Raw genomic sequence first — 19,252 nt, forward strand, 5'->3', positions numbered from 1 at the left:
AGCCATGCCACAGATGAATGATTTTGAGCATATCGCCCGCCGTCAGGGCGGGTTGAACAAGCATCTTACCGCCGGGCAGATGTCGATGCTGGCGATCGGCGGCGCCATCGGCACCGGGCTGTTTCTCGGCAGCGCCTATGCCATTCAGATGGCGGGGCCGTCGGTATTGCTGAGCTATCTGATCGGCGGCGTTATTGCGCTGCTGCTGATGGGCAGCCTGGCGGAAATGACCTCCGAACACCCGACGCCCGGCTCGTTCGGCGACTACGCTGAATTCTACCTTGGCCCGCTGTTCGGCTTTCTGGTGCGCTACTCTTACTGGTCCTGTGTGGTGCTGGCGGTGGGCACCGAAGTCACCGCCATCGGCATGTACATGCAATTCTGGTTCCCGGCGACGCCGACCTGGCCGTGGGTGTTGCTGTTCTCGGCGGCGGTGATCGTCATCAACGTGATCGGCGTGAAGTCGTTCGGCCAGGTGGAATACGCGCTGTCCACCGTCAAAGTGACGGCGATCGTGGCGTTTATTCTGATCGGCATCGGCATTCTGGCGTTCTCGGGCAACCCGGCCTACGGTCTGCGCAACCTGACCGCCGGCGGTTTTATGCCGTTCGGCGTCAAAGGCATGTGGTTCGCGGTGATCGTTTCCATTTTCAGCTACCTGAGCATTGAAATGATCGCGGTGGCCGCCGGCGAGGCGAAAAACCCGGTGATTGCGGTGAAGGCGGCGTTCAAGGGCACCATCGTGCGGCTGTTCATCTTCTATATGTTGTCGATCGCCTTGATGCTGGCCATCGTGCCCTGGCGCCAGTCCGGCACCGGCGAAAGCCCGTTCCTGATGGCGATGAACGTGATCCATCTGCCCGCCGCCGCCGGTATTTTCAACTTTATCGTGCTGGTGGCGGCGCTGTCGGCGATGAACAGCCAACTGTACATCACCACCCGCATGATGTTCTCGCTGTCGCGTGCCGGGCAGGCACCGGCGGCATTGGGGCGCGTCAGCCGGCGCGGCATTCCGGTCAATGCGCTGGCAATGTCGTGCATCGGTATCGTAGTGTCGATCGTGCTGAGCCTGGTGGCGCCGGAAACCTCGTTCGCCGCCATGATGTCTATCTCGGTGTATGGCGCCTGCTTCACCTGGCTGATGATTTTCGTCACCCACCTGTTCTTCCGCCGCAGGCACCGGCACACTCACCTGAAATTCCGCATGTGGGGGTTCCCTTATACCACCTTGCTCGGCGGCGGGCTGATGGCGGCGCTGATGATTTCGACGGCGTTTACCGAATTCTTCCGTATGACGCTGTGGTTCGGCATTCCGTTCACCTTGCTGCTGGTGGTGGCCTACCGCTTCCAGAGCCGCCGCGCGCCTGCGCCGTCACCACTCAAGACACCGGAAGTGGAGTAATGCGGGGGGGGGGGCTGAGGCGTGCCTCAGCCCCGGGGATTACAGCCGGCTTTTCGGGATCAGGTGGTCGCCGAAGCTCAGGCGTTGGCGGCCCGGCTCAATTGCGGTCAGCGGCGCCACTTCGTGCAGCGAGGATTTGCAGCGCTGCACCAGATCCTGATACTCGCGGGTGCCGGCGACCTTCCAGGCCAGTTCCTGTTCGGTCAGATCGCGCAGCACGCGCGCCGGGCTGCCGACCACCAGCTTGTTGGCTTCGATTACCGCTGCGGCTTTGACGAACGCCATCGCGCCGACGATGGTGTTCTCGCCGATCTCCGCGCCGTCCATCACCACCGCGTTCATGCCCACCATCGCGTTGCGGCGAATGCGGCAGCCGTGCAGGATGGCGCCGTGGCCGATATGACCGTCTTCTTCCACCACCGTGTCCTGCTGCGGGAAGCCGTGCATCACGCAGTTGTCCTGAATGTTGGCACCGTCGCAAATCACCAGGCGACCGAAATCGCCGCGCAGGCTGGCGTTCGGGCCGATGTACACGTGCTTGCCGACGATCACGTCGCCGATCAGCACCGCCGTGGGGTGCACGTAACTGCTGGGGTCAACGACCGGCGTCAGGCCGTCAATCTGATACACAGGCATAGCGTGGGTTCCTTAAAGTGTAGGGTCGCGCGGCAGGCCGCCGAAGCGCCGATAGTAGCCGGCGGCCGGCGCGGGCAGGGCGCCGATGGTGGTTTCCGCCAGCGCACTGACGTACTCCGTCGCGGCGCGATCGACCTGCTGATAGAGATTGATGCACAGATTGCGGGCGATTTGGCCCTCCCACTGCGCGGGCAGCAGCGCGTCCGGCAGCAGCGGGTCTTTCAACACCACGCGACGGAAGAAGTGAATCAAGAGTAGCTTAATCTGGAAACAGCGCAGCGGCGTCAGCGCCGCCGGGCCGGCCTCGCGCAACAGCGCCATCAGCGGCCGGAAGGAGACGATAAACTCGTGATAACCGGCCGCCACCTCGCTCAGCGACCAGCAGTCGGCCACCAGGTTTTGCAGGGTTTGCTCGGAACGGTTGTAGGGGTAATCGGCGCGGAAGTAGATCACCTGCTCGCTGGCGTTCAGTTCGCCGAGCAGCGCCGGCACGTCGGTCTGCGCATGGGTGGGGGCCGCCATCAGGTTGTTGGCGATTTGCCCGAACCCGAGCCAGCCCAGCTCTTTCTTCAGCCGCGCGCGCTCGTTTTTTTCGGCGTTTTCCAGCAGCAACAGCTCCCACTTGCCGTCCCAGGCGGGCTGTTCGCGCAGATAGATCTTCGATTCGGCATGGCGGAATTGGCGCATCCCCTGTTCGGTCACCCGGTAGAAGCTGCGGCGACCTATTTTCTCCACCGCCAGCCAACCCTCTTTCTGCAGGCGGAACACCGAGGTGCGCACGAAACGATCGCCGAAGCCGAAGGCGTCCAGCAGCGCGCTCAGGCTGCCGAGCCACACTTCGCCGCCACGGTGGCTGAGTGCGTCGCCGTACAGCGAAATGATCAGCGAGGTGCCGCTGATCGGCTGCGCGTCGACGGCATGGCGAATGAACTCATCCAGTTTATGTTCCATATTTTTCCATGGGTTAGCCTTCGATGAGCCACAACATTACCATAATTTGGGGCGGCGTCATCCGTGACGCCGTGCGCCTCAGCGCGGCCGCAGATCGACCACGCGCTGCGCTTTGCCTTCCGAGCGTGGAATATCGCCGCAGTTGGCGATGCTGACGTCGGTGCTGACGCCGATGATCGATTTGATATGGTGACGCAGTTGGTGGCAGATGTCGCAACGCTGCTGATGGCTGAGGCTGAGCGCTGACTCTTTCAGCTCGACGCACACCGCCAGCGTGTCCAGGTGCCCGCTGCGGCTGACCTGCAGCTGATAGTGCGGCGACAGCTGCTCGAATTGCATGATCTGTTCTTCCACCTGCGACGGGAAGACGTTGACGCCGCGGATGATCAGCATGTCGTCGGAGCGGCCGGTGATCTTGCCCATGCGGCGCATCTGGCGCGCGTCGCCCGGCAGCAGCCGGGTAAGATCGCGGGTGCGGTAGCGGATCACCGGCAGCGCCTCTTTGGTCAGGGTGGTGAACACCAGTTCGCCGTGCTCGCCGTCCGGCAGGGTGATGCCGGTTTCCGGGCAGATGATCTCCGGCAGGAAATGGTCTTCCCAGATGGTGGGGCCGCCGCCGCTTTCCAGACACTCCATCGCCACGCCCGGCCCCATCACTTCCGACAGGCCGTAAATATCCAGCGCCTTGATGCCCATGCGGGTTTCGATTTCGTGGCGCAGGGCTTCGGTCCAGGGTTCGGCGCCGAAGACGCCGAGCCGGAGCGAGCAGCCGCGCGCGTCGCCCCCCATCTTGCGTTCCAGCTCGTCGATCAGCGTCAGGCAATAGGACGGCGTCACCATGATGATGTCGGGTTTGAAATCGAGGATCAGCTGCGCCTGGCGCTCCGTCTGGCCGCCGGACATCGGGATCACCGTCGCGCCGAGCCGTTCCGCGCCGTAGTGCGCACCCAGGCCGCCGGTGAACAGGCCGTAGCCGTAGGCGACGTGTACCTTGTCTTTGGCGGTGGCACCGCCGGCGCGCAGGCAACGGGCGACGATATCGGCCCAGTTATCGATGTCGCGCTGGGTGTAACCCACCACCGTCGGGCGGCCGGTGGTGCCTGATGAGGCGTGGATGCGCACCACTTGTTCCATCGGCACCGCGAAGGTGTCGAACGGGTAGTTGTCGCGCAGATCCTGCTTGGTGGTGTAGGGGAAGCGCGTCAGATCGCTCAGCTGCTTGAGATCGTCGGGGTGCACGCCCGCCTGGTCGAACTTGCGTTTGTACATCGGCACATTGTCGTAGGCGTGGTGCAGCGTCCATTTCAGACGCGCCAACTGCAACGCTTCAATCTCATCGCGCGAGGCGAATTCAATGGTATCGAGGGGCTGTGGATTTATTGTCATGGTTAGCCTCAGGGGTCAGACACGCTCAATGATCATGGCGATGCCTTGGCCTACGCCGATGCACATGGTGCAAAGCGCATAGCGGCCGGCTCGCCGTTCCAGTTCAAACAGGGCTGCCAGCGCCAGACGCGCGCCGCTCATGCCCAGCGGGTGCCCCAGAGCGATCGCGCCGCCGTTGGGGTTGACCTGCGGTGCATCGTCCGGCAGGCCAAGCTGACGCATCACCGCCAACGCCTGGGCGGCGAACGCTTCGTTCAGTTCGATAACATCCATCTGCGCCAGGCTCAGCCCGGCGATTTCCAGCACCTTGCGGGTGGCCGGCAGCGGGCCGATGCCCATCAGCCGCGGCTCCACGCCGCAGGTGGCGGTGGCTACGATGCGCGCGCGCGGCGTCAGCCCCTGGCGCGCCGCCATCGCTTCGGAGGCGACGATCAGGGCCGCCGCACCGTCGTTCAGGCCCGAGGCGTTGCCGGCGGTGACGCTGCCGGGTTGGCGGAACGGGGTTTTCAGCGCCTGCAGTTGATCGAAGGTGGTGTCGGCACGCGGGTGTTCATCCTGGCTGAACAGGGTGACCGCGCCTTTTTTGCCGGTGAGGCTGACGGGGGCTATCTCCTGCGCCAGATGGCCCAGCGCCTGCGCCCGAGCGGCGCGCTGCTGGCTGCGCAGCGCAAAGGCGTCCTGATCGGCGCGGCTGATATTGAACTGCGCGGCGACGTTTTCAGCGGTCTCCGGCATCGAATCGGTGCCGAACTCGGCTTGCATCCGCGGGTTGACGAAGCGCCAGCCGAGGGTGGTGTCGTACAGCTGCGCCTGGCGGCTGAAGGCGCTGTCGGCCTTGCCCATCACCAGCGGCGCGCGGGTCATCGACTCCGCGCCGCCGGCCAGCAGCAGCCCGGCGTCGCCGGCTTTGATACTGCGCGCCGCCATCGCCAGCGCATCCAGGCCCGAACCGCATAAGCGGTTCACCGTGGTGCCGGAAACGCCGACCGGCAGCCCGGCCAGCAGCAGCGCCATGCGTGCCAGATTGCGGTTGTCTTCCCCGGCCTGATTGGCGCAGCCGAGGATCACGTCGTCCAGCAGCGCCCAATCCACCTGCGGATGGCGTTCCATCAGCACGCGCAGCGGCAGGGCGGCGAGATCGTCGGCGCGCACCTGTGCCAGTGCGCCGCCATAGCGGCCGATCGGGGTGCGCACGCCGTCGCAGATAAATGCCTGATTCATGCCTGATCTCCTAAAATGCGGTGGCCGAGGCGGTGCGCGCGGCCACGGAACCAGGCGACGGTTTTGCCCAGTTGGTTAACGATCTCGACGTCGTACAGCCCGGTGGCTTTGCCCTGATGACGCACCTCCGCGCTGGCGGTAAGTCGATCGCCGGCCAGCGCCGGGCGGATGAAGTCGATGCTGCAGCCGGAGGCCACCGCCGCCAGCCCTTGGCTGTTGCAGGCGTAGGCGAAAGCGGTGTCCGCCAGGCTGAACAGTTGGCCGCCGTGGCAGGTTTGGTGGCCATTGAGCATCTGCGGGCCGACGGTCATGCTGACCTGAGCGAACCCGGCGTCGACCGCATCGATGTGCATCCCCATCGCCTGAGCGCAGGTGTCTTGCTGGAACATCTGTTCGGCGCAGCGCTGAGCCAGCGCGCGCGGCGTATTGGCGTTCATCGATCGGCTCCTGGGAAAGCGGCGGGGGAAGCATAGCGGCGCAGCAGCGGCATCGGGCGATAGCGCGCTTCACCATAATGGCGTTGCAGGTTTTCCAGCGTCGCCAGAATGTGGCGCCAGCCGAGGGCGGCGCCCCAGGCCAGCGGCCCGCGCGGGTAGTTGACGCCGCGCAGCATCGCCAGATCGGTATCTTCAGCGCTGGCGACGCCTTTGTTCACCACGTCGAGCGCTTCGTTGGCCAACATGGCCAGGGTGCGCATCGTCAGCAGGCCGGGGTAATCCGGCAACGGGATGACCTGCTTGCCGAGGGACTGCAGCAGGCGAATCGCTTTGGCATTGTGTTGCGCGCCGTTTTGCGCTGCGCAGCTGATGGCGATGGCAGGGGTGTGTGTATAGTCGGCACAGAGATCGAACAGCACCACGGGCGTTCCACGTTCGTCGGCCAGTTGGTCGGCGGTTTTACCATTGGTTAACATCAGTGTAACGTCATCGATCGTGACGTGCGGGCTGGTCTGGCCAGGTTGTTTGATCGCCGCCGCATTTTCGCTTAACAGTTGTGCCAAATCGGCCAGCGACGACCAGTCGCCGTGCAGCGTAACGCGTTGCGGCAGCGCGGCCTGCGCCGGCGGCGCAAACGCGATCTCGGCGGCGGGGCGCTGCGCGTCATAGCGGTAGAAGCCGCGGCCGGATTTGCGGCCCAGGCGCCCGGCGGCCACCAGTTCCTGCTGTACCAGCGAAGGGGTGAAGCGCGGATCCTGGTAGAAAGCCTGATACACCGATTCAGTCACGGCGTAGTTGACGTCCTGGCCGATCAGGTCGGTCAGTTGCAGCGGGCCCATGGCGAAACCGCCGGCGTCGCGCAGCACCGCGTCCAGCGTGGCGGCGTCGGCCACCCGTTCCTCCAGCGCGCGCAGGGCTTCGGCATAGAACGGCCGCGCCACGCGGTTGACGATGAATCCCGGCGTCGAGCGGCACAGGACGCCCTGTTTGCCCCAGCGTTGCGCCAGCGCCTGCAATGCGGCGAGGGTCTCGGCACCGGTTTCCAGACCGCTGACGATCTCCACCAGCTTCATCAGCGGCGCCGGGTTGAAGAAGTGCAGCCCGGCCATGCGTTCCGGGTGCTGCAATGCGCCGGCGATGGCGGTGATCGACAACGAGGAGGTATTGCTGGCGAACAGCGTAACGGGCGAGCATACCGCTTCCAGATCGCGGAACAGGCTCTGTTTAATCGTCAGGTTTTCCGCCACCGCCTCGATCACCAGCGCGCAGTCGGCCAGTTGCTCGAGCGAATCGGCGCGTTCGAGGCGCGCCAGCAGCGCTTCGGTGGTTGCGGCGTCGGCCTTGCCGTTGTCGACCCGCTGCCGCAAACGGCGCGCGAGTTCGTCGATCGCGCGTTGGGCGGCGGCGGGGGCGATATCGAACAGCTGCACCGGGTGGCCGGCGGCGGCGGCCACCTGGGCGATGCCGATGCCCATGGTGCCGGCACCGATCACCGCGACCCGGCCGCTAAGAAGGGGCGCGTTCATGATTATTTCCCGCTGAAGTTTGGCGTGCGTTTGGCGAAGAACGCGCTGACGCCTTCACGATAGTCGTCGCTGCGGCCGCCCAAGCGTTGCAGATCGCGCTCCAGATCGAGCTGCTGATCGAGGCTGTTGGTGGCCGAGCTGTAGATGGCTTTCTTGATCAGCCCCAGACCGTAAGTCGGCTGGGTGGCCAGATGGCGCGCCAGCGTTTGGCTGCGATCGGCCAATTCCTCCGCCGGCACCACCTGCCAGATCATGCCCCACTCCAGCGCCTGTTGGGCGCTGATTTTGTCACCCAGCATAGCCATGCCCATCGCGCGGGCGTGGCCGGCCAGCCGCGGCAGGAACCAGCTGCCGCCGGAGTCCGGCACCAGCCCCAGACGGCAGAACGACTGAATGAAGCCGGCATTGTCGGCGGCGATGACGATGTCGCACGCCAAGGCCAGCGCGGCGCCGGCGCCGGCCGCCACGCCGTTGACCGCGCACACCACCGGCTTCGGCAGGGCGGTCAGGCGGCGGATCAAGGGGTTGTAGAAACGTTCGACCGACAGGCCGAGATCCGGCGCCTGTTGATCGGCGCTGACGTTGCGATCGTTGAGATCCTGCCCGGCGCAGAAACCGCGCCCGGCGCCGGCGATCAGCAGGCAGCGCACGTTGTCGTCGCGCTCGGCTTGCGTTAATGCCTCGCTCAACTGGCGATGCATTTCGTCGTTAAAACTGTTGAGCCGATCCGGTCGGTTGAGGGTCAGCGTCAACACGCCGGCGTCGAGATGACTGAGAATCAATGCGTTATCCATAAATCAGCGCCCCTGATAGTTTGGCGTACGTTTTTCGAAAAAGGCGGCGATGCCTTCGCGGCGATCGTCGGTGGCGGCCAGGGTGACAAACTGTTGACGCTCCATCGCCAACCCCTGGCTAAGGCCGGTTTCCTCGGCCTGTTTCAGCGCCTGTTTGGCGGCGCGCAGCGCCAGCGGCGCCTGACGACTGATGCGTTCGGCAATCTGTTGCGTGCGTTCCAGCGTCAGGGCATCGACGCACACTTCGCTGATAAGGCCAGCCTGCAGCGCGGTGCGGGCGTCGATGGCCTCGCCGGTCAGCACCATCTGGCTGGCGCGCGACTTGCCGACGCAGCGGATCAGGCGTTGAGTGCCACCGGCCCCCGGCATCAAGCCGAGGGTGATCTCCGGCAGGCCGAAGCGAGCGCTTTCGCCGCCGATGACGATGTCGCAGGCCAGGGCCAGCTCGCAGCCGGCGCCCAGCGCATAACCGTTCACCGCCGCCAGCAGCGGCTTGCTGAACTGCGCCAGCCGTTGCCACAGCTGCGGACGGCGATCCGCCAGCGCGGCCGGCAGATCCTGTTGTTGCAGCTCGCGTAGATCGGCGCCGGCGGCGAAGAAGCGCGCCGCGCCGGCGAGCACGACGGCACCCACGCCGCTGTCGGCGTCGGCCTGTTCCAGCAGATAAACCAGCTGCTCCAGGCACGGCGTGCTCAGGGCGTTGCGCGCATCCGGGCGGTGCAGCGTCAGCGTGACCACGCGGTGTCGCTGTTGGCGCAAAATAAACGGAGTGTCCATCTCGGCTCCTAGACGTCGAAATCCAATACCACGCCATCGCCTTTCGGCCACGACTGGCAACTCAATACGTAGCCCGCCGCCAGCTGATCCGGCTCCAGGCTGTAGTTGACGCCCATCTCCACCTGGCCGGCCTTCAGACGGCATTTGCAGGTGGCGCACACGCCGCCTTTACAGGCGTAGGGCAGGTCGGCGCCCTGGCGCAGCGCGGCGTCGAGGATGCTGTCGTCCTGTTCGCCGACCTCGATATCCAACCGGCGGCCGTCGAGCAGGATCGCCACCCGGGTGGCGTTGCGATCGCCGCTGCTGCGCGGGCGGGCGGCGAGGCCGCTGGTGTTGAAGCGTTCGCTGTGGATGTGGTTGGCCGGCACGCCGGCCTGCTCCAGCACGGTTTGCGCGTCGTCCATCATCGATTCCGGCCCGCAGATGAAGGCGTGGTCATAGTCGCGGAAATCCAACAGCGCACCGCCGATCGCCGTCAGGCGCTCGCGATCGATGCGGCCGCTGAGCAGCGGGCTGTCGAGGTTCTCCTGGCTGAACAGGTACAGCTGCTGAAAACGTTGCGGGTAGCGGTTTTTCAGATCCGACAACGCCTCTTTGAACATCATCGAACGGCTGTTGCGGTTGCCGTAGATCAGGGTGAAACTGCTGCCCGGTTCGAGCTGCAGCGTCGCCTTGATGATCGACAGCATCGGCGTAATGCCGGAACCGGCGGCGATCGCCAGGTAGTTGCCGTGGCGTTCCGCCTGCGGCTGATAGCCGAAGCGCCCTTGCGGCACCATCACCTCCAGCGCGTCGCCGACCTTCAGCATGCGGTTGACGAAGCCGGAGAAACGGCCCTGATCGATCGCCTTCACGCCGATCTGCAGCAGGCCTTCCTGCGGTGAACTGCAGATGGAGTAGCAACGCCGCAGCTCTTCGCCGTTGATCAACGCCTTCAGCGTCAGGTGCTGGCCGGGGGTATAGCGGTATTGGTTTTGCAGCTCTTCGGGCACGCGCAGGGTGATGGCTACGGCGTCCGGCGTTTCGCGCTCGATGGCGGCGACGTTCAGGCGATGAAAGACCGTCATGGTGTCAGCGCTCCTATATGCATTTGAAATAATCGAACGGTTCCCGGCAGTCGCAGCAGCGGTACAGCGCTTTGCAGGCGGTGGAACCGAACTCGCTGATCTTCTCGCTGTGGGTGCTGCCGCAGCGCGGGCAGGCCACCGGGCCGTGGGCGTGCGGCCGATCGCAGGTGTGGCCCTGCGGCGGCGCCACGCCGTATTGCCGCAGCCGCTCGCGGGCGTCGGCGTTCATCCAGTCGGTGGTCCAGGCCGGGCTGAGGCGAATGTCCACCTGCACCGGGCTGAAGCCGGCGGCTGCCAGCTGCTGCTCGATGGCGTTGAGCAAGAACTCGGTGGCCGGGCAGCCGGAATAGGTTGGGGTGAAGGTCACGCGCCAGCCGTCGCCGTCGCGCGCTACGTCGCGCACCATGCCCAAATCGGTGATCGACAGCACCGGCAGCTCGGGATCGCTGATCTGTTGCAGACAGTGCCAGATTTGCGGAATTTCGGCGGGTTGCAAACGGGTGACGTTCATTGCGGCCTCCTACCACTGGCCGTTTGGATAGGCGCGCTGCAGGAACTGCATCTCTGCCAGCAGCGGGCCAAGATGTTCGCTGTGCCGCCCTTGCTTGCCGCCGTGACGGAACGCCTGTTCGGCCGGCAGCGCCAGCGTCGCCTGGCGCAGTGTCTCTTCCACCTGCGCCTGCCAAGGGGCCTGCAGCGTGCGCGGATCGACGGCGATGCCTTGTTCCGCCAGTTCAAGCTCCAGCGCGTCGGCGTGGAACAACTCGGCGGTGAAGCGCCACAGGTTATCCAGCGACTGCTGGATCTTACGGTGGCTGATGTCGTTACCGTCGCCCAGGCGGATCATCCAGCCGTGGCTGAAGCGCAGGTGATAATCGGCTTCCTTCAATGACTTGGCGGCAATGGCGGCGATCTGCGTATCGCGACTGCAACTCAGCGCCCGGTGCAGCTGCACGTGGTAGGCGTCGAGCAGGAATTGGCGCACCAGCGTGTCGTTGAAACCGCCGTTCGGCTGCTCTGCCAGCAACAGGTTATGAAACTGGCGTTCGTCGCGGCCGAAGGCCAGGCTGTCTTCGCTGCAGGGCGGGCCCGCCCGTTCGGCGGCGTAGCCGAGGAAGTTGCGCGCCTGGCCGAGCAGATCGAGCCCAATGTTGGCCAGCGCCAGATCGATTTCCAGCTCGGGCGCGTGGCCGCACCAGGCGCAAAGGCGCTGGGCGAGGATCAGAGGCGTGTCGCCCTGACGAAGCAAATAGCTGATGCGCGGATCGTTAACCGTCATGGTCGCCTCTACATGTTCTTGATGCCGTCGGGAATGGTGTAAAACGTCGGATGACGGTAGATCTTGTCTTCGGACGGCTCGAAGAACGCGCCGCGATCTTCCGGCTGCGAGGCGATCAGATGGCGGGATTGCACCACCCAGATAGAGCAGCCTTCGTTACGGCGCGTGTAGGCGTCGCGGGCGTTTTCCAGCGCCATTTGGTCGTCGGCGGCGTGCAGGCTGCCGACGTGGCGATGCGCCAACCCTTGTTTGCTGCGGATAAACACTTCATACAGCGGCCATTCAACGTGGCTCATGATCTCGGTTCCTTATGTTGGCTATGCGGCGGAGGCGGCGTTTTTCGCCGCGTGGGCCATGGCGCCGTCGCGCACCCAGGCGCCGTCTTCCCAGGCGCGACGTTTGGCCTGCAGGCGTTCGTGGTTGCATTGGCCGCGCCCTTTGATCACCTCATGCAGTTCGCTCCAGTCGATTTCGCCGAAGCGATAGTGGCCGGCGGCGGCGTCCCAGATAAGACTCGGGTCCGGCGCCGTCATGCCCAGCGCCTCAAGCTGCGGCACGGTGTTGTCGACGAATTTCTGCCGCAGCTCATCGTTGCTGTGGCGTTTGATTTTCCACGCCATGCTCTGGGCGCTGTGAGGGGAGTCGGCGTCGCTTGGGCCGAACATCATCAGCACCGGCCACCAGAAGCGATCGATGGCGTCTTGCAGCATGGCGCGCTGCGCGTCGCTGCCGTTGGCCATCGCCATCACCGCTTCGTAGCCTTGGCGCTGGTGGAAGCTTTCCTCTTTGCAGATCTTCACCATTGCCCGCGCATAGGGGCCGTAGGAGGCGCGGCACAGCGCCACCTGGTTGACGATGGCGGCGCCGTCGACCAGCCAGCCGATCACGCCGATATCCGCCCAGTTAAGCGTGGGGTAGTTGAAGATCGAGGAATACTTCATCTTGCCGTCGAGCATCTTTTGGTAGATGTCCTGGCGCGAACAGCCGAGGGTTTCGGCGGCGCTGTAGAGGTACAGGCCGTGGCCGGCTTCGTCTTGCACCTTGGCCAGCAGCACCGCTTTGCGGCGCAGCGTGGGGGCGCGCGTCAGCCAGTTGGCTTCCGGCAGCATGCCGATGACTTCGGAGTGGGCGTGTTGGCCTATCTGCCGAATCAGGTTCTGACGGTAGGCGTCCGGCATCCAGTCCTTGGCCTCGATGGCGATATCCGCCGCGATCTTGTCGTCGAAATGCTGCTGATACTGTGCGTCAGTTGTCATGCTTGCCTCTTGGTGATTCGTGTTTTTCACATTAATTACAAAAATGTGAATCACTTTAACTAACCATAAGGCTACAAACTGATAACAAAAAGATCAAACGTGATTCATGTGGTTTTGCGAGGTTACTCACAGGGTGCATTGTTAATTGATTGATTTATAATAATAAATAAAGGCGTAAACTTTATGTTTACGGCAGGGGAAACGGTCTGTAAGCGCCTTTTGTTCTTTTTTTGTTAAAATTTGGTTTGGCGTCGACTGGCATTTATGTGATACGTAATTAAGCTGTATGGTGAAAATTTATGAATTTCGGAGGGCACATGCAGCAGTTACACAGTTATCTTTCTGGCGCCTGGGTGTATGGGCAGGGAGAGAGCCGCGAGATCCACCACGCCGTAACCGGCGAAGCGTTGTACCAGGTCTGCTCCGACGGCCTGCCGTTGGCGGCGAGCCTGAGCTATGCGCGCAGCCGCGGCGGCCCTGCGCTGGCGCACATGACGTTCCAGCAGCGCGCCCAAATGCTGAAAGCGGTGGCGAAACATCTGCTGGCGCATAAAGAAGCGCTGTATCAGATTTCCTACCAAACCGGGGCGACGCGCAACGACGGCTGGGTCGATATCGAAGGTGGCATCGCTACGCTGTTCGCCTATGCCGGCATGGCCGGTCGCGAGCTGCCGGACGATACGCTGTGGCCGGAAGACGAGCTGATCCCGCTGTCGAAACAGGCGCAGTTCGCCGCCCGCCACGTGTTGACTTCGCGTCCCGGCGTGGCGCTGCACATCAACGCTTTCAACTTCCCGTGCTGGGGCATGCTGGAAAAACTGGCGCCGACCTGGCTGGCGGGCATGCCGGCCATCATCAAGCCGGCCACCGCCACTGCGCAATTGACGCAGGCGATGGTCAGGTTGATCGTCGACAGCGGGCTGGTACCGGAAGGGGCGCTGCAACTGGTGTGCGGCGGCGTCGGCGACATGTTTGCGCACCTGGATTACCAGGATGCGGTGACCTTTACCGGTTCGGCGCAGACCGGGCAGCGGCTGCGCGCGCACCCGCGCCTGTTGGAGAAATCGATCGCGTTCACCATGGAAGCGGATTCGCTCAACTGCTGCGTGTTGGCGGAAGATGTGACGCCGGAGATGCCGGAGTTTGCGCTGTTTATCAAAGAGGTGTGCCGCGAAATGACCGCCAAGGCGGGGCAGAAATGTACCGCGATTCGCCGCATCATCGTGCCGGCAGCGCAGGTGACGGCGGTGCGTCAGGCCTTGTTGCAGCGCCTGGCGGGGGTGACGGTGGGTGACCCGCAGCTGGAGCAGGTGCGCATGGGGGCGCTGGTCAGCCACGAACAGCGTGACGATGTGCAAAGCAAGGTGGAATTCCTGTTACGCAACGGCTGCGAGCCGCTGTGCGGCGCGGCGCTGGATAAGTTGGAAGTTCTGGGCGACGGTGCGCGCGGTGGCGCATTTTACCCGCCGACCTTGCTGTATTGTGCCGATCCGTTCACCCATCAGGCGGTGCACGGCACCGAGGCCTTCGGCCCGGTGGCGACGCTGATGCCGTATGCGGATACCGAGCAGGCGATTGCGCTGGCGCTGTTGGGGCAAGGCAGCCTGGCGGGATCGCTGGTGACCGCCGATCCGGCATTGGCCAAACGCTTTATTCGCGCGGCGGCCTGTGCCCACGGCCGCATGTTGATTTTAGATGAGCAGGCGGCGGCGGAATCCACCGGCCACGGCTCGCCGTTGCCGATGCTGGTGCACGGTGGCCCAGGGCGTGCCGGCGGCGGTGAAGAGTTGGGCGGGCTGCGCGCGGTGAAACACTATATGCAGCGCACGGCGATCCAGGGCAGCCCGGCGATGCTGGCGGCCATCGGTGGCGAATGGGTGCGCGGTGCGCCGGTCGTCGAGCATCCGGTGCATCCGTTCCGTAAATACTTCGAGCAACTGCAGCTGGGCGACAGCCTGTTGACCGCGCGCCGCACCGTGACCGAAGCGGATATCGTCAACTTCGCCTGCCTGAGCGGCGACCATTTCTACGCGCACATGGACAAGATCGGTGCCGCCGACTCGCTGTTCGGCGAGCGGGTGGCGCACGGTTACTTTGTGGTGTCCGCCGCGGCAGGGCTGTTTGTCGACGCCGCCGTCGGGCCGGTGATTGCCAACTACGGCATGGAAAATCTGCGCTTTATCGAACCGGTGAAGATCGGCGACACCATTCAGGTGCGGCTGACCTGCAAGAAGAAAATCCGCAAGCCGCAGAAAACCGCCGAAGATCGGCCGCACGGCGTAGTGGTGTGGGATGTACAGGTGTTGAATCAGGAGCAACAGCCGGTGGCGCTGTACAGCATTCTGACGCTGGTGGCGCGCCAGCAGGGGGATTTCGAGGCGTGATGCGTTCGCCGCCGCCGGAGTTGCCGGCGGCGGTGGGCCATTCAGATCAGCGGCTGACTGCGCAGCTGCTCCAGCACTTTCAGCGGTGAACGCTGCGGATCCTGCATTTTATTCACCGGCAGCAGGAAGGTTTGCTCCAGCATAAACTGGCCGCCCATCGCGGCGTGCGGCGTTTGATCCGAGAAGCAAATCCAGCTGCTGCCCGGCGGAAACTCCAGCGCCAGCTGTGGGCCCCGTTGCTGATAGTCGCCGTCGGCCTTCATGGCGTCATGCAATTGCAGCATCAGGTGGTCATAATGGCTGCGGCGGGTTTTGGTGATGCGCACCTGATGCTGCAGCCAGCTGCTTAACGCCGAATAGCGGGCCAGACGCGGCATGAAGCGTTCCGCCAGTTCAGGGAAAGGTTCGCCGACGCGCCATTGACGATTCTCACCGTGCGGGTTGATGTTGGTGAAAATGCGCAGAATGCGCTCGCCGTAGTTCGGGCGCGAAGGGAAAGCGTCAACGTGCAGCCGGCTGTCGTCTTTACGCCAGGAGCTGTTCGCCCGCCAGGCGGAAACCGGATGCAACCGCAGGCTACCGGTCGGGTGGTGCAGCGCCTCTTGATACTCGGGCAACAGCCCGGCGATCAACTGACGGCAAGATTGGTAATAGCGTTCCAGCAGGTGCTGAACCTGCTGCCGGCGTTCCGCGACGGCGACGCCGGTCAGCTTGCCGGACAGCGGCTGATAGCTGATGTTCTTGCGCTTCGGATCGACCAGCGCCGGATCCAGCAGCGGCATTTCCTGTTCAGCCAGCGTGAAGGCCAGTTCAGGCAGAAACAGGACTTTGCCCTGTTCCAGTTCACTGACCGCGCTGGACGCTTCTGCCGCCGCCCATTGTTGCAGCGGCAGTGTCAGTACGGCCTGTTCACGCATGATATCGCCAGTAGGCATGAGATCTCCTCGCAAATCTATATCGCTTTATTCCCGCCTTTCAGGTTGCCGCGTGGTTGGCTGCACTGGTTTGCGCAGTGGCTGGCTGGAGCGACGCCTGGAATATCTGCGTCGGTCACCCAATTGCAACGTGAAATTTATGGGTTCTATTATGGATTTATCAGCAGGGCGCATTGCGCCGAAGCGTGCGATGGCTTCCTGATATTTAGAATAATCGGGTTAAGGGTATCACCCGCAATGCCAATGAAAAGTAAACGGTGCTTAAACGAGGCCCGGCGTAGGCACGAATAATCAAAAAAGGCACGAATTGCCCGTTTATTAGTGTGTTTTTTATCTAATTGAATTTTAATGGAAATAAATAGCCTGGTTATTTTTTACCGTTATTCTATTCAGAAAGTGAGATAAGACAGGCGGGATAATGTTTCGGAGGGAAATTATTTCATTATTGCCGGGCAAATAATGCGGGCCGCTTGTACGCAGCGGCCCGATTATTGATTAAGCACCGTAAATGCAGTTTTTGCCTTTTTTCTTGGCTTGATACAGCGCGCTGTCCGCCTCATTGATAAAGCTAATCGGCGTATCGTTGTACATATGCGGTACTTTGGCGCAGATGCCGATGCTGATGGTAACGATGCCGTGCGGGTTGCCTTGATGGGGGATCTTCAGATCGCGCACCGCGTTGATGACGCGTTCGGCAAAAATCAGCGCGCCCTGGACGTCGGTGTCCGGCAGGATAATCCCCATCTCTTCACCGCCGTAGCGCGCCAGAATGTCGTTGCTGCGGCACGCCAGGCCCTTCAGCGTTTGGCCGATCTGCTGCAGGCACTGATCGCCGGCTACATGACCATAGCTGTCGTTGTACTGCTTGAAATAGTCGATATCCAGCATCAGCAGCGCCACGCTGCGGTAGTTGCGCGAGGCTCGCGCCAGCTCATTTTTCAGCGCAATATCAAACTGGCGGCGGTTAGCCAGGCCGGTCAGGCTGTCCAGCAGCGCCAGTTCTTCGAGCATTTGATTGATGCTGGTCAGCTGATCGCGGGTGTGCATCAGCTCGGCTTCGGTTTGCATGCTGTGCTTGATTTGCCGCAGCAGCACCAGACCCATCGCCAGCAGGATAATCAGTAGGGAGAGGCCGCCCACGGCGAACAGACCGGCATCGCTGCGCCAGTCCGCCAATGCGTCGCGTTTCGACAGCCCGGCGGCGATCACCAGCGGAAAGCGGTTGACCCGTGAATAGCCGTAAATGCGTTCCACTTTATCGTACAGCGAGGTGATGGTGGCATTACCGAATTCTGAATGCGGCAAAATCTCGCTGAACAGCACGCCTTTGGCGATGTTTTTACCGATCGACGCCGCCGAGTAAGGGCGGCGGTAAAGGATAGTGCCGTCCGCCAGCAGCAGGTTCAACGAGGCGTCGGTGTTGAGGGCGAAGCTGTCGTAAAACTGGCGGAAATAGTCGACGTACAGCGTCGCCAGCACCACGCCGCCAAAGCTGCCGTCCGGGTTATTGAAACGCCGGGAAACGGGGATGATCAGATCGCCGGTGGTGCGGCTGCGGATCACCTTGCCGATGTACAGACCGGCGCCGTTGCGGTTTTGATGATATTTGAAGTAATCGCGATCGGCGTTGTTGGCATTTTTGATGAATTTACCCGAGGACGTCGCCAGCCAGCGGCCGCGAGAATCGTAGATAAACAAGCCGTGCAACTGCGGCAGGTTGCCGACCTGCGTTTGCATGACCCGTTGCAGCCGCGTTTGCTGCGGCTGGCCCAACCCGTCGGTCTGGATGCGCTCGGTCAGGTCGAGCAGGTTGCCGTCCACCTGCATGAAGGTATCGTCAGCGTGTTGCGCCAGAGAGCGGGCGAGGTTGGCGGATTCATGTTCGGCGCTGCGCAGATCGCGCTGGTGTGCGTTCCAGATTTGCCAGCTGTTAAAAACAATCAGTGTGGCGGCAACGATGATGACAAACACGCCGGCCTGAAATAATAATGGAGAGTTTTTAACGCTGCGCGGCGGCACGGCATCCTGTATGGGTTGCTGCTGAGTCATGTCACCCTTGTTATGCGATTTCTATTCAATTTGAGTTAAGAGCAATCCTATATTTTATGCATAAATGCGCCAGACCACTAGCCCTTAACGCGGCGATGCCGGGAAAGGAAGGTCATAACCTGTGTCAACGGCGGCGCGGACAGCCTACGGAGCGAGAACGTTGATGTCGGATTACATCATTATCGGTTTACTGACGCTGGCGGCGTATTACCCGATCACGTTAGGGGGGCTGGCGGTGATGATGTTCTTCGCCTGGCGGCGGCGCCAGTCGCCGTACTGGCGGCTGGGCCTGGTACTGTTGATGTTGTTGTTCGCGCTGTTCGCCAAAACCGCTTACGATTGGCACCACTACAGCTAGCGGCGCCAGGGCGGGGCTATTCGACGTTGATCATCCAGTTGACGCCGAATTTGTCGGTCAGCATGCCGAATCCTTTGGCCCAGAAGGTCGCTTGATAAGGCATCGTTACCTGGCCACCTTGCGCCAGGTTGTCGAACAGTTTGCGCCCTTGTTCTGCATCGCTGGGGTTCAGCGACAGTGAGAATCCCTTGTGGGAAGGGGCGCCGCTCTCATCTTGCGGGCAGCCGTCGGAGGCCATCAGCACGCCGTCGCCGATCAGCAGACGCGCGTGCATGATCGCTTCGGGGTTGGCCTCCTGCGGCCCGCCTTGCCTGGCTTCTTCTGGCATGTCTTTGTAACGCATGACCATTTCAATTTTGGCGTTCAGCTGTTGTACATAGAAGTTAATCGCCTGCTCACAGTTACCGCTGAAAAACAGATAGGGTTGTACCAGCATGACAGTGACCTCGGTTGTGGCCCGACAGGCAACGACCGGCCCTCGGGCGGGAAGAAAAGGTTGCAGGCGGCAATGATTGCCGTCGGTGACTTATTAGTGTAGTTCCCTTGGCGCAGAATGCTTGCGCGAGGGGGATCGGCTCATCGCCTTGCGTATTCGGCCTGGCGCGAAAGGCGCTATCGGCGGAAGTTCCCCGTGCGGCTTCCTTATCTATCCTCCCCTCGCACCTTAAGAAAATTTGTTATGAAAATCATGATAAAACGTCATCTCGGGAATGAATTTTTCCATTAAAACGGTTTTGACGCTTTATTTAAGTGCGGGCGGAAAGCGGAATGAAATGAGATTTTTACCGAGGGAA

Annotated in this window: 19 protein-coding genes; 3 read left to right on the forward strand and 16 right to left on the reverse strand. The window is 62.5% G+C overall.

The annotated features are described in order from the left end of the window. Positions 1 to 4: 4 nt before the first annotated feature. Complete coding sequence (locus BHU62_RS11895; RefSeq protein WP_073532194.1) at positions 5 to 1,402, forward strand: amino acid permease; 1,398 nt, start codon at positions 5 to 7, stop codon at positions 1,400 to 1,402. Between the two features lie 39 nt (positions 1,403 to 1,441). On the opposite strand, the gene paaY is transcribed toward BHU62_RS11895, so the two are convergent. The 13 genes from paaY to paaA form a co-directional block, all read right to left on the reverse strand. Beyond that, complete coding sequence (gene paaY, locus BHU62_RS11900) at positions 1,442 to 2,038, reverse strand: phenylacetic acid degradation protein PaaY (RefSeq protein WP_073532195.1); 597 nt, start codon at positions 2,036 to 2,038, stop codon at positions 1,442 to 1,444. Between the two features lie 12 nt (positions 2,039 to 2,050). Next, positions 2,051 to 2,989: a phenylacetic acid degradation operon negative regulatory protein PaaX gene (gene paaX, locus BHU62_RS11905; RefSeq protein ID WP_073532196.1), complete on the reverse strand. Its 939-nt coding sequence runs from the start codon at positions 2,987 to 2,989 to the stop codon at positions 2,051 to 2,053. A 78-nt stretch (positions 2,990 to 3,067) separates the two neighbouring features. Continuing rightward, positions 3,068 to 4,375 carry a phenylacetate--CoA ligase PaaK gene (gene paaK, locus BHU62_RS11910; RefSeq protein WP_073532197.1) on the reverse strand — a complete coding sequence of 436 codons (1,308 nt, stop codon included), beginning with the start codon at positions 4,373 to 4,375 and terminating at the stop codon, positions 3,068 to 3,070. Between the two features lie 15 nt (positions 4,376 to 4,390). After that, on the reverse strand, positions 4,391 to 5,596 hold the full coding sequence (gene pcaF / locus BHU62_RS11915; protein ID WP_073532198.1) for a 3-oxoadipyl-CoA thiolase: 1,206 nt from the start codon (positions 5,594 to 5,596) through the stop codon (positions 4,391 to 4,393). Continuing rightward, positions 5,593 to 6,033, reverse strand: coding sequence for a hydroxyphenylacetyl-CoA thioesterase PaaI (paaI, locus tag BHU62_RS11920; RefSeq protein ID WP_073532199.1), 441 nt, complete (start codon positions 6,031 to 6,033; stop codon positions 5,593 to 5,595). The genes pcaF and paaI overlap by 4 nt, the downstream gene beginning before the upstream one ends. Then, positions 6,030 to 7,559, reverse strand: a complete 1,530-nt coding sequence (locus tag BHU62_RS11925; protein ID WP_073532200.1) for a 3-hydroxyacyl-CoA dehydrogenase — start codon at positions 7,557 to 7,559, stop codon at positions 6,030 to 6,032. The genes paaI and BHU62_RS11925 overlap by 4 nt, the downstream gene beginning before the upstream one ends. A 2-nt stretch (positions 7,560 to 7,561) precedes the next feature. After that, a complete protein-coding gene (paaG, locus tag BHU62_RS11930; protein WP_073532201.1) occupies positions 7,562 to 8,353 on the reverse strand; it encodes a 2-(1,2-epoxy-1,2-dihydrophenyl)acetyl-CoA isomerase PaaG in 792 nt (263 codons plus the stop codon). A 3-nt stretch (positions 8,354 to 8,356) separates the two neighbouring features. Continuing rightward, the gene (gene paaF, locus BHU62_RS11935; protein WP_073532202.1) at positions 8,357 to 9,130 is read right to left on the reverse strand and encodes a 2,3-dehydroadipyl-CoA hydratase PaaF; all 774 of its coding nucleotides are present in this window, start codon (positions 9,128 to 9,130) and stop codon (positions 8,357 to 8,359) included. An 8-nt stretch (positions 9,131 to 9,138) separates the two neighbouring features. Further along, entirely contained in the window at positions 9,139 to 10,197 is a 1,059-nt protein-coding gene (gene paaE, locus BHU62_RS11940) for a 1,2-phenylacetyl-CoA epoxidase subunit PaaE (protein WP_073532203.1), read from the reverse strand. Positions 10,198 to 10,210: 13 nt separating this feature from the next. After that, positions 10,211 to 10,708: a 1,2-phenylacetyl-CoA epoxidase subunit PaaD gene (paaD, locus tag BHU62_RS11945; RefSeq protein WP_073532204.1), complete on the reverse strand. Its 498-nt coding sequence runs from the start codon at positions 10,706 to 10,708 to the stop codon at positions 10,211 to 10,213. 9 nt (positions 10,709 to 10,717) lie between these two features. After that, positions 10,718 to 11,476: a 1,2-phenylacetyl-CoA epoxidase subunit PaaC gene (gene paaC, locus BHU62_RS11950; protein ID WP_073532205.1), complete on the reverse strand. Its 759-nt coding sequence runs from the start codon at positions 11,474 to 11,476 to the stop codon at positions 10,718 to 10,720. Between the two features lie 8 nt (positions 11,477 to 11,484). Beyond that, positions 11,485 to 11,772, reverse strand: coding sequence for a 1,2-phenylacetyl-CoA epoxidase subunit PaaB (gene paaB, locus BHU62_RS11955; protein ID WP_073532206.1), 288 nt, complete (start codon positions 11,770 to 11,772; stop codon positions 11,485 to 11,487). Between the two features lie 21 nt (positions 11,773 to 11,793). Beyond that, positions 11,794 to 12,732 carry a 1,2-phenylacetyl-CoA epoxidase subunit PaaA gene (paaA, locus tag BHU62_RS11960; RefSeq protein ID WP_201788370.1) on the reverse strand — a complete coding sequence of 313 codons (939 nt, stop codon included), beginning with the start codon at positions 12,730 to 12,732 and terminating at the stop codon, positions 11,794 to 11,796. Between the two features lie 317 nt (positions 12,733 to 13,049). On the opposite strand from paaA, the gene paaZ reads away from it, so the two are divergent. Then, on the forward strand, positions 13,050 to 15,116 hold the full coding sequence (gene paaZ, locus BHU62_RS11965) for a phenylacetic acid degradation bifunctional protein PaaZ (RefSeq protein WP_073532208.1): 2,067 nt from the start codon (positions 13,050 to 13,052) through the stop codon (positions 15,114 to 15,116). A 41-nt stretch (positions 15,117 to 15,157) separates the two neighbouring features. On the opposite strand, the gene BHU62_RS11970 is transcribed toward paaZ, so the two are convergent. Then, positions 15,158 to 16,051: a Kdo hydroxylase family protein gene (locus BHU62_RS11970; protein ID WP_073532209.1), complete on the reverse strand. Its 894-nt coding sequence runs from the start codon at positions 16,049 to 16,051 to the stop codon at positions 15,158 to 15,160. A 495-nt stretch (positions 16,052 to 16,546) separates the two neighbouring features. Then, positions 16,547 to 18,100, reverse strand: a complete 1,554-nt coding sequence (locus BHU62_RS11975; RefSeq protein ID WP_073532210.1) for a sensor domain-containing diguanylate cyclase — start codon at positions 18,098 to 18,100, stop codon at positions 16,547 to 16,549. A gap of 163 nt (positions 18,101 to 18,263) precedes the next feature. On the opposite strand from BHU62_RS11975, the gene BHU62_RS11980 reads away from it, so the two are divergent. Then, the gene (locus BHU62_RS11980) at positions 18,264 to 18,458 is read left to right on the forward strand and encodes a hypothetical protein (protein ID WP_073532211.1); all 195 of its coding nucleotides are present in this window, start codon (positions 18,264 to 18,266) and stop codon (positions 18,456 to 18,458) included. Between the two features lie 16 nt (positions 18,459 to 18,474). Here BHU62_RS11980 and BHU62_RS11985 read toward each other — a convergent pair whose 3' ends face one another. Beyond that, the gene (locus BHU62_RS11985) at positions 18,475 to 18,894 is read right to left on the reverse strand and encodes a VOC family protein (RefSeq protein ID WP_073532212.1); all 420 of its coding nucleotides are present in this window, start codon (positions 18,892 to 18,894) and stop codon (positions 18,475 to 18,477) included. Positions 18,895 to 19,252 lie beyond the last annotated feature (358 nt).

This window comes from Serratia marcescens (assembly GCF_001902635.1).
GTDB lineage: Bacteria > Pseudomonadota > Gammaproteobacteria > Enterobacterales > Enterobacteriaceae > Serratia > Serratia marcescens_F.

What these genes read in the sequence shown, in the direction of transcription:
- BHU62_RS11895 (WP_073532194.1), top strand. Translation starts at nt 5, where the DNA reads ATGCCACAGATGAATGATTTTGAGCATATCGCCCGCCGTCAGGGCGGG.
- paaY (WP_073532195.1), bottom strand. Translation starts at nt 2,038, where the DNA reads ATGCCTGTGTATCAGATTGACGGCCTGACGCCGGTCGTTGACCCCAGC.
- paaX (WP_073532196.1), bottom strand. Translation starts at nt 2,989, where the DNA reads ATGGAACATAAACTGGATGAGTTCATTCGCCATGCCGTCGACGCGCAG.
- paaK (WP_073532197.1), bottom strand. Translation starts at nt 4,375, where the DNA reads ATGACAATAAATCCACAGCCCCTCGATACCATTGAATTCGCCTCGCGC.
- pcaF (WP_073532198.1), bottom strand. Translation starts at nt 5,596, where the DNA reads ATGAATCAGGCATTTATCTGCGACGGCGTGCGCACCCCGATCGGCCGC.
- paaI (WP_073532199.1), bottom strand. Translation starts at nt 6,033, where the DNA reads ATGAACGCCAATACGCCGCGCGCGCTGGCTCAGCGCTGCGCCGAACAG.
- BHU62_RS11925 (WP_073532200.1), bottom strand. Translation starts at nt 7,559, where the DNA reads ATGAACGCGCCCCTTCTTAGCGGCCGGGTCGCGGTGATCGGTGCCGGC.
- paaG (WP_073532201.1), bottom strand. Translation starts at nt 8,353, where the DNA reads ATGGATAACGCATTGATTCTCAGTCATCTCGACGCCGGCGTGTTGACG.
- paaF (WP_073532202.1), bottom strand. Translation starts at nt 9,130, where the DNA reads ATGGACACTCCGTTTATTTTGCGCCAACAGCGACACCGCGTGGTCACG.
- paaE (WP_073532203.1), bottom strand. Translation starts at nt 10,197, where the DNA reads ATGACGGTCTTTCATCGCCTGAACGTCGCCGCCATCGAGCGCGAAACG.
- paaD (WP_073532204.1), bottom strand. Translation starts at nt 10,708, where the DNA reads ATGAACGTCACCCGTTTGCAACCCGCCGAAATTCCGCAAATCTGGCAC.
- paaC (WP_073532205.1), bottom strand. Translation starts at nt 11,476, where the DNA reads ATGACGGTTAACGATCCGCGCATCAGCTATTTGCTTCGTCAGGGCGAC.
- paaB (WP_073532206.1), bottom strand. Translation starts at nt 11,772, where the DNA reads ATGAGCCACGTTGAATGGCCGCTGTATGAAGTGTTTATCCGCAGCAAA.
- paaA (WP_201788370.1), bottom strand. Translation starts at nt 12,732, where the DNA reads ATGACAACTGACGCACAGTATCAGCAGCATTTCGACGACAAGATCGCG.
- paaZ (WP_073532208.1), top strand. Translation starts at nt 13,050, where the DNA reads ATGCAGCAGTTACACAGTTATCTTTCTGGCGCCTGGGTGTATGGGCAG.
- BHU62_RS11970 (WP_073532209.1), bottom strand. Translation starts at nt 16,051, where the DNA reads ATGCCTACTGGCGATATCATGCGTGAACAGGCCGTACTGACACTGCCG.
- BHU62_RS11975 (WP_073532210.1), bottom strand. Translation starts at nt 18,100, where the DNA reads ATGACTCAGCAGCAACCCATACAGGATGCCGTGCCGCCGCGCAGCGTT.
- BHU62_RS11980 (WP_073532211.1), top strand. Translation starts at nt 18,264, where the DNA reads ATGTCGGATTACATCATTATCGGTTTACTGACGCTGGCGGCGTATTAC.
- BHU62_RS11985 (WP_073532212.1), bottom strand. Translation starts at nt 18,894, where the DNA reads ATGCTGGTACAACCCTATCTGTTTTTCAGCGGTAACTGTGAGCAGGCG.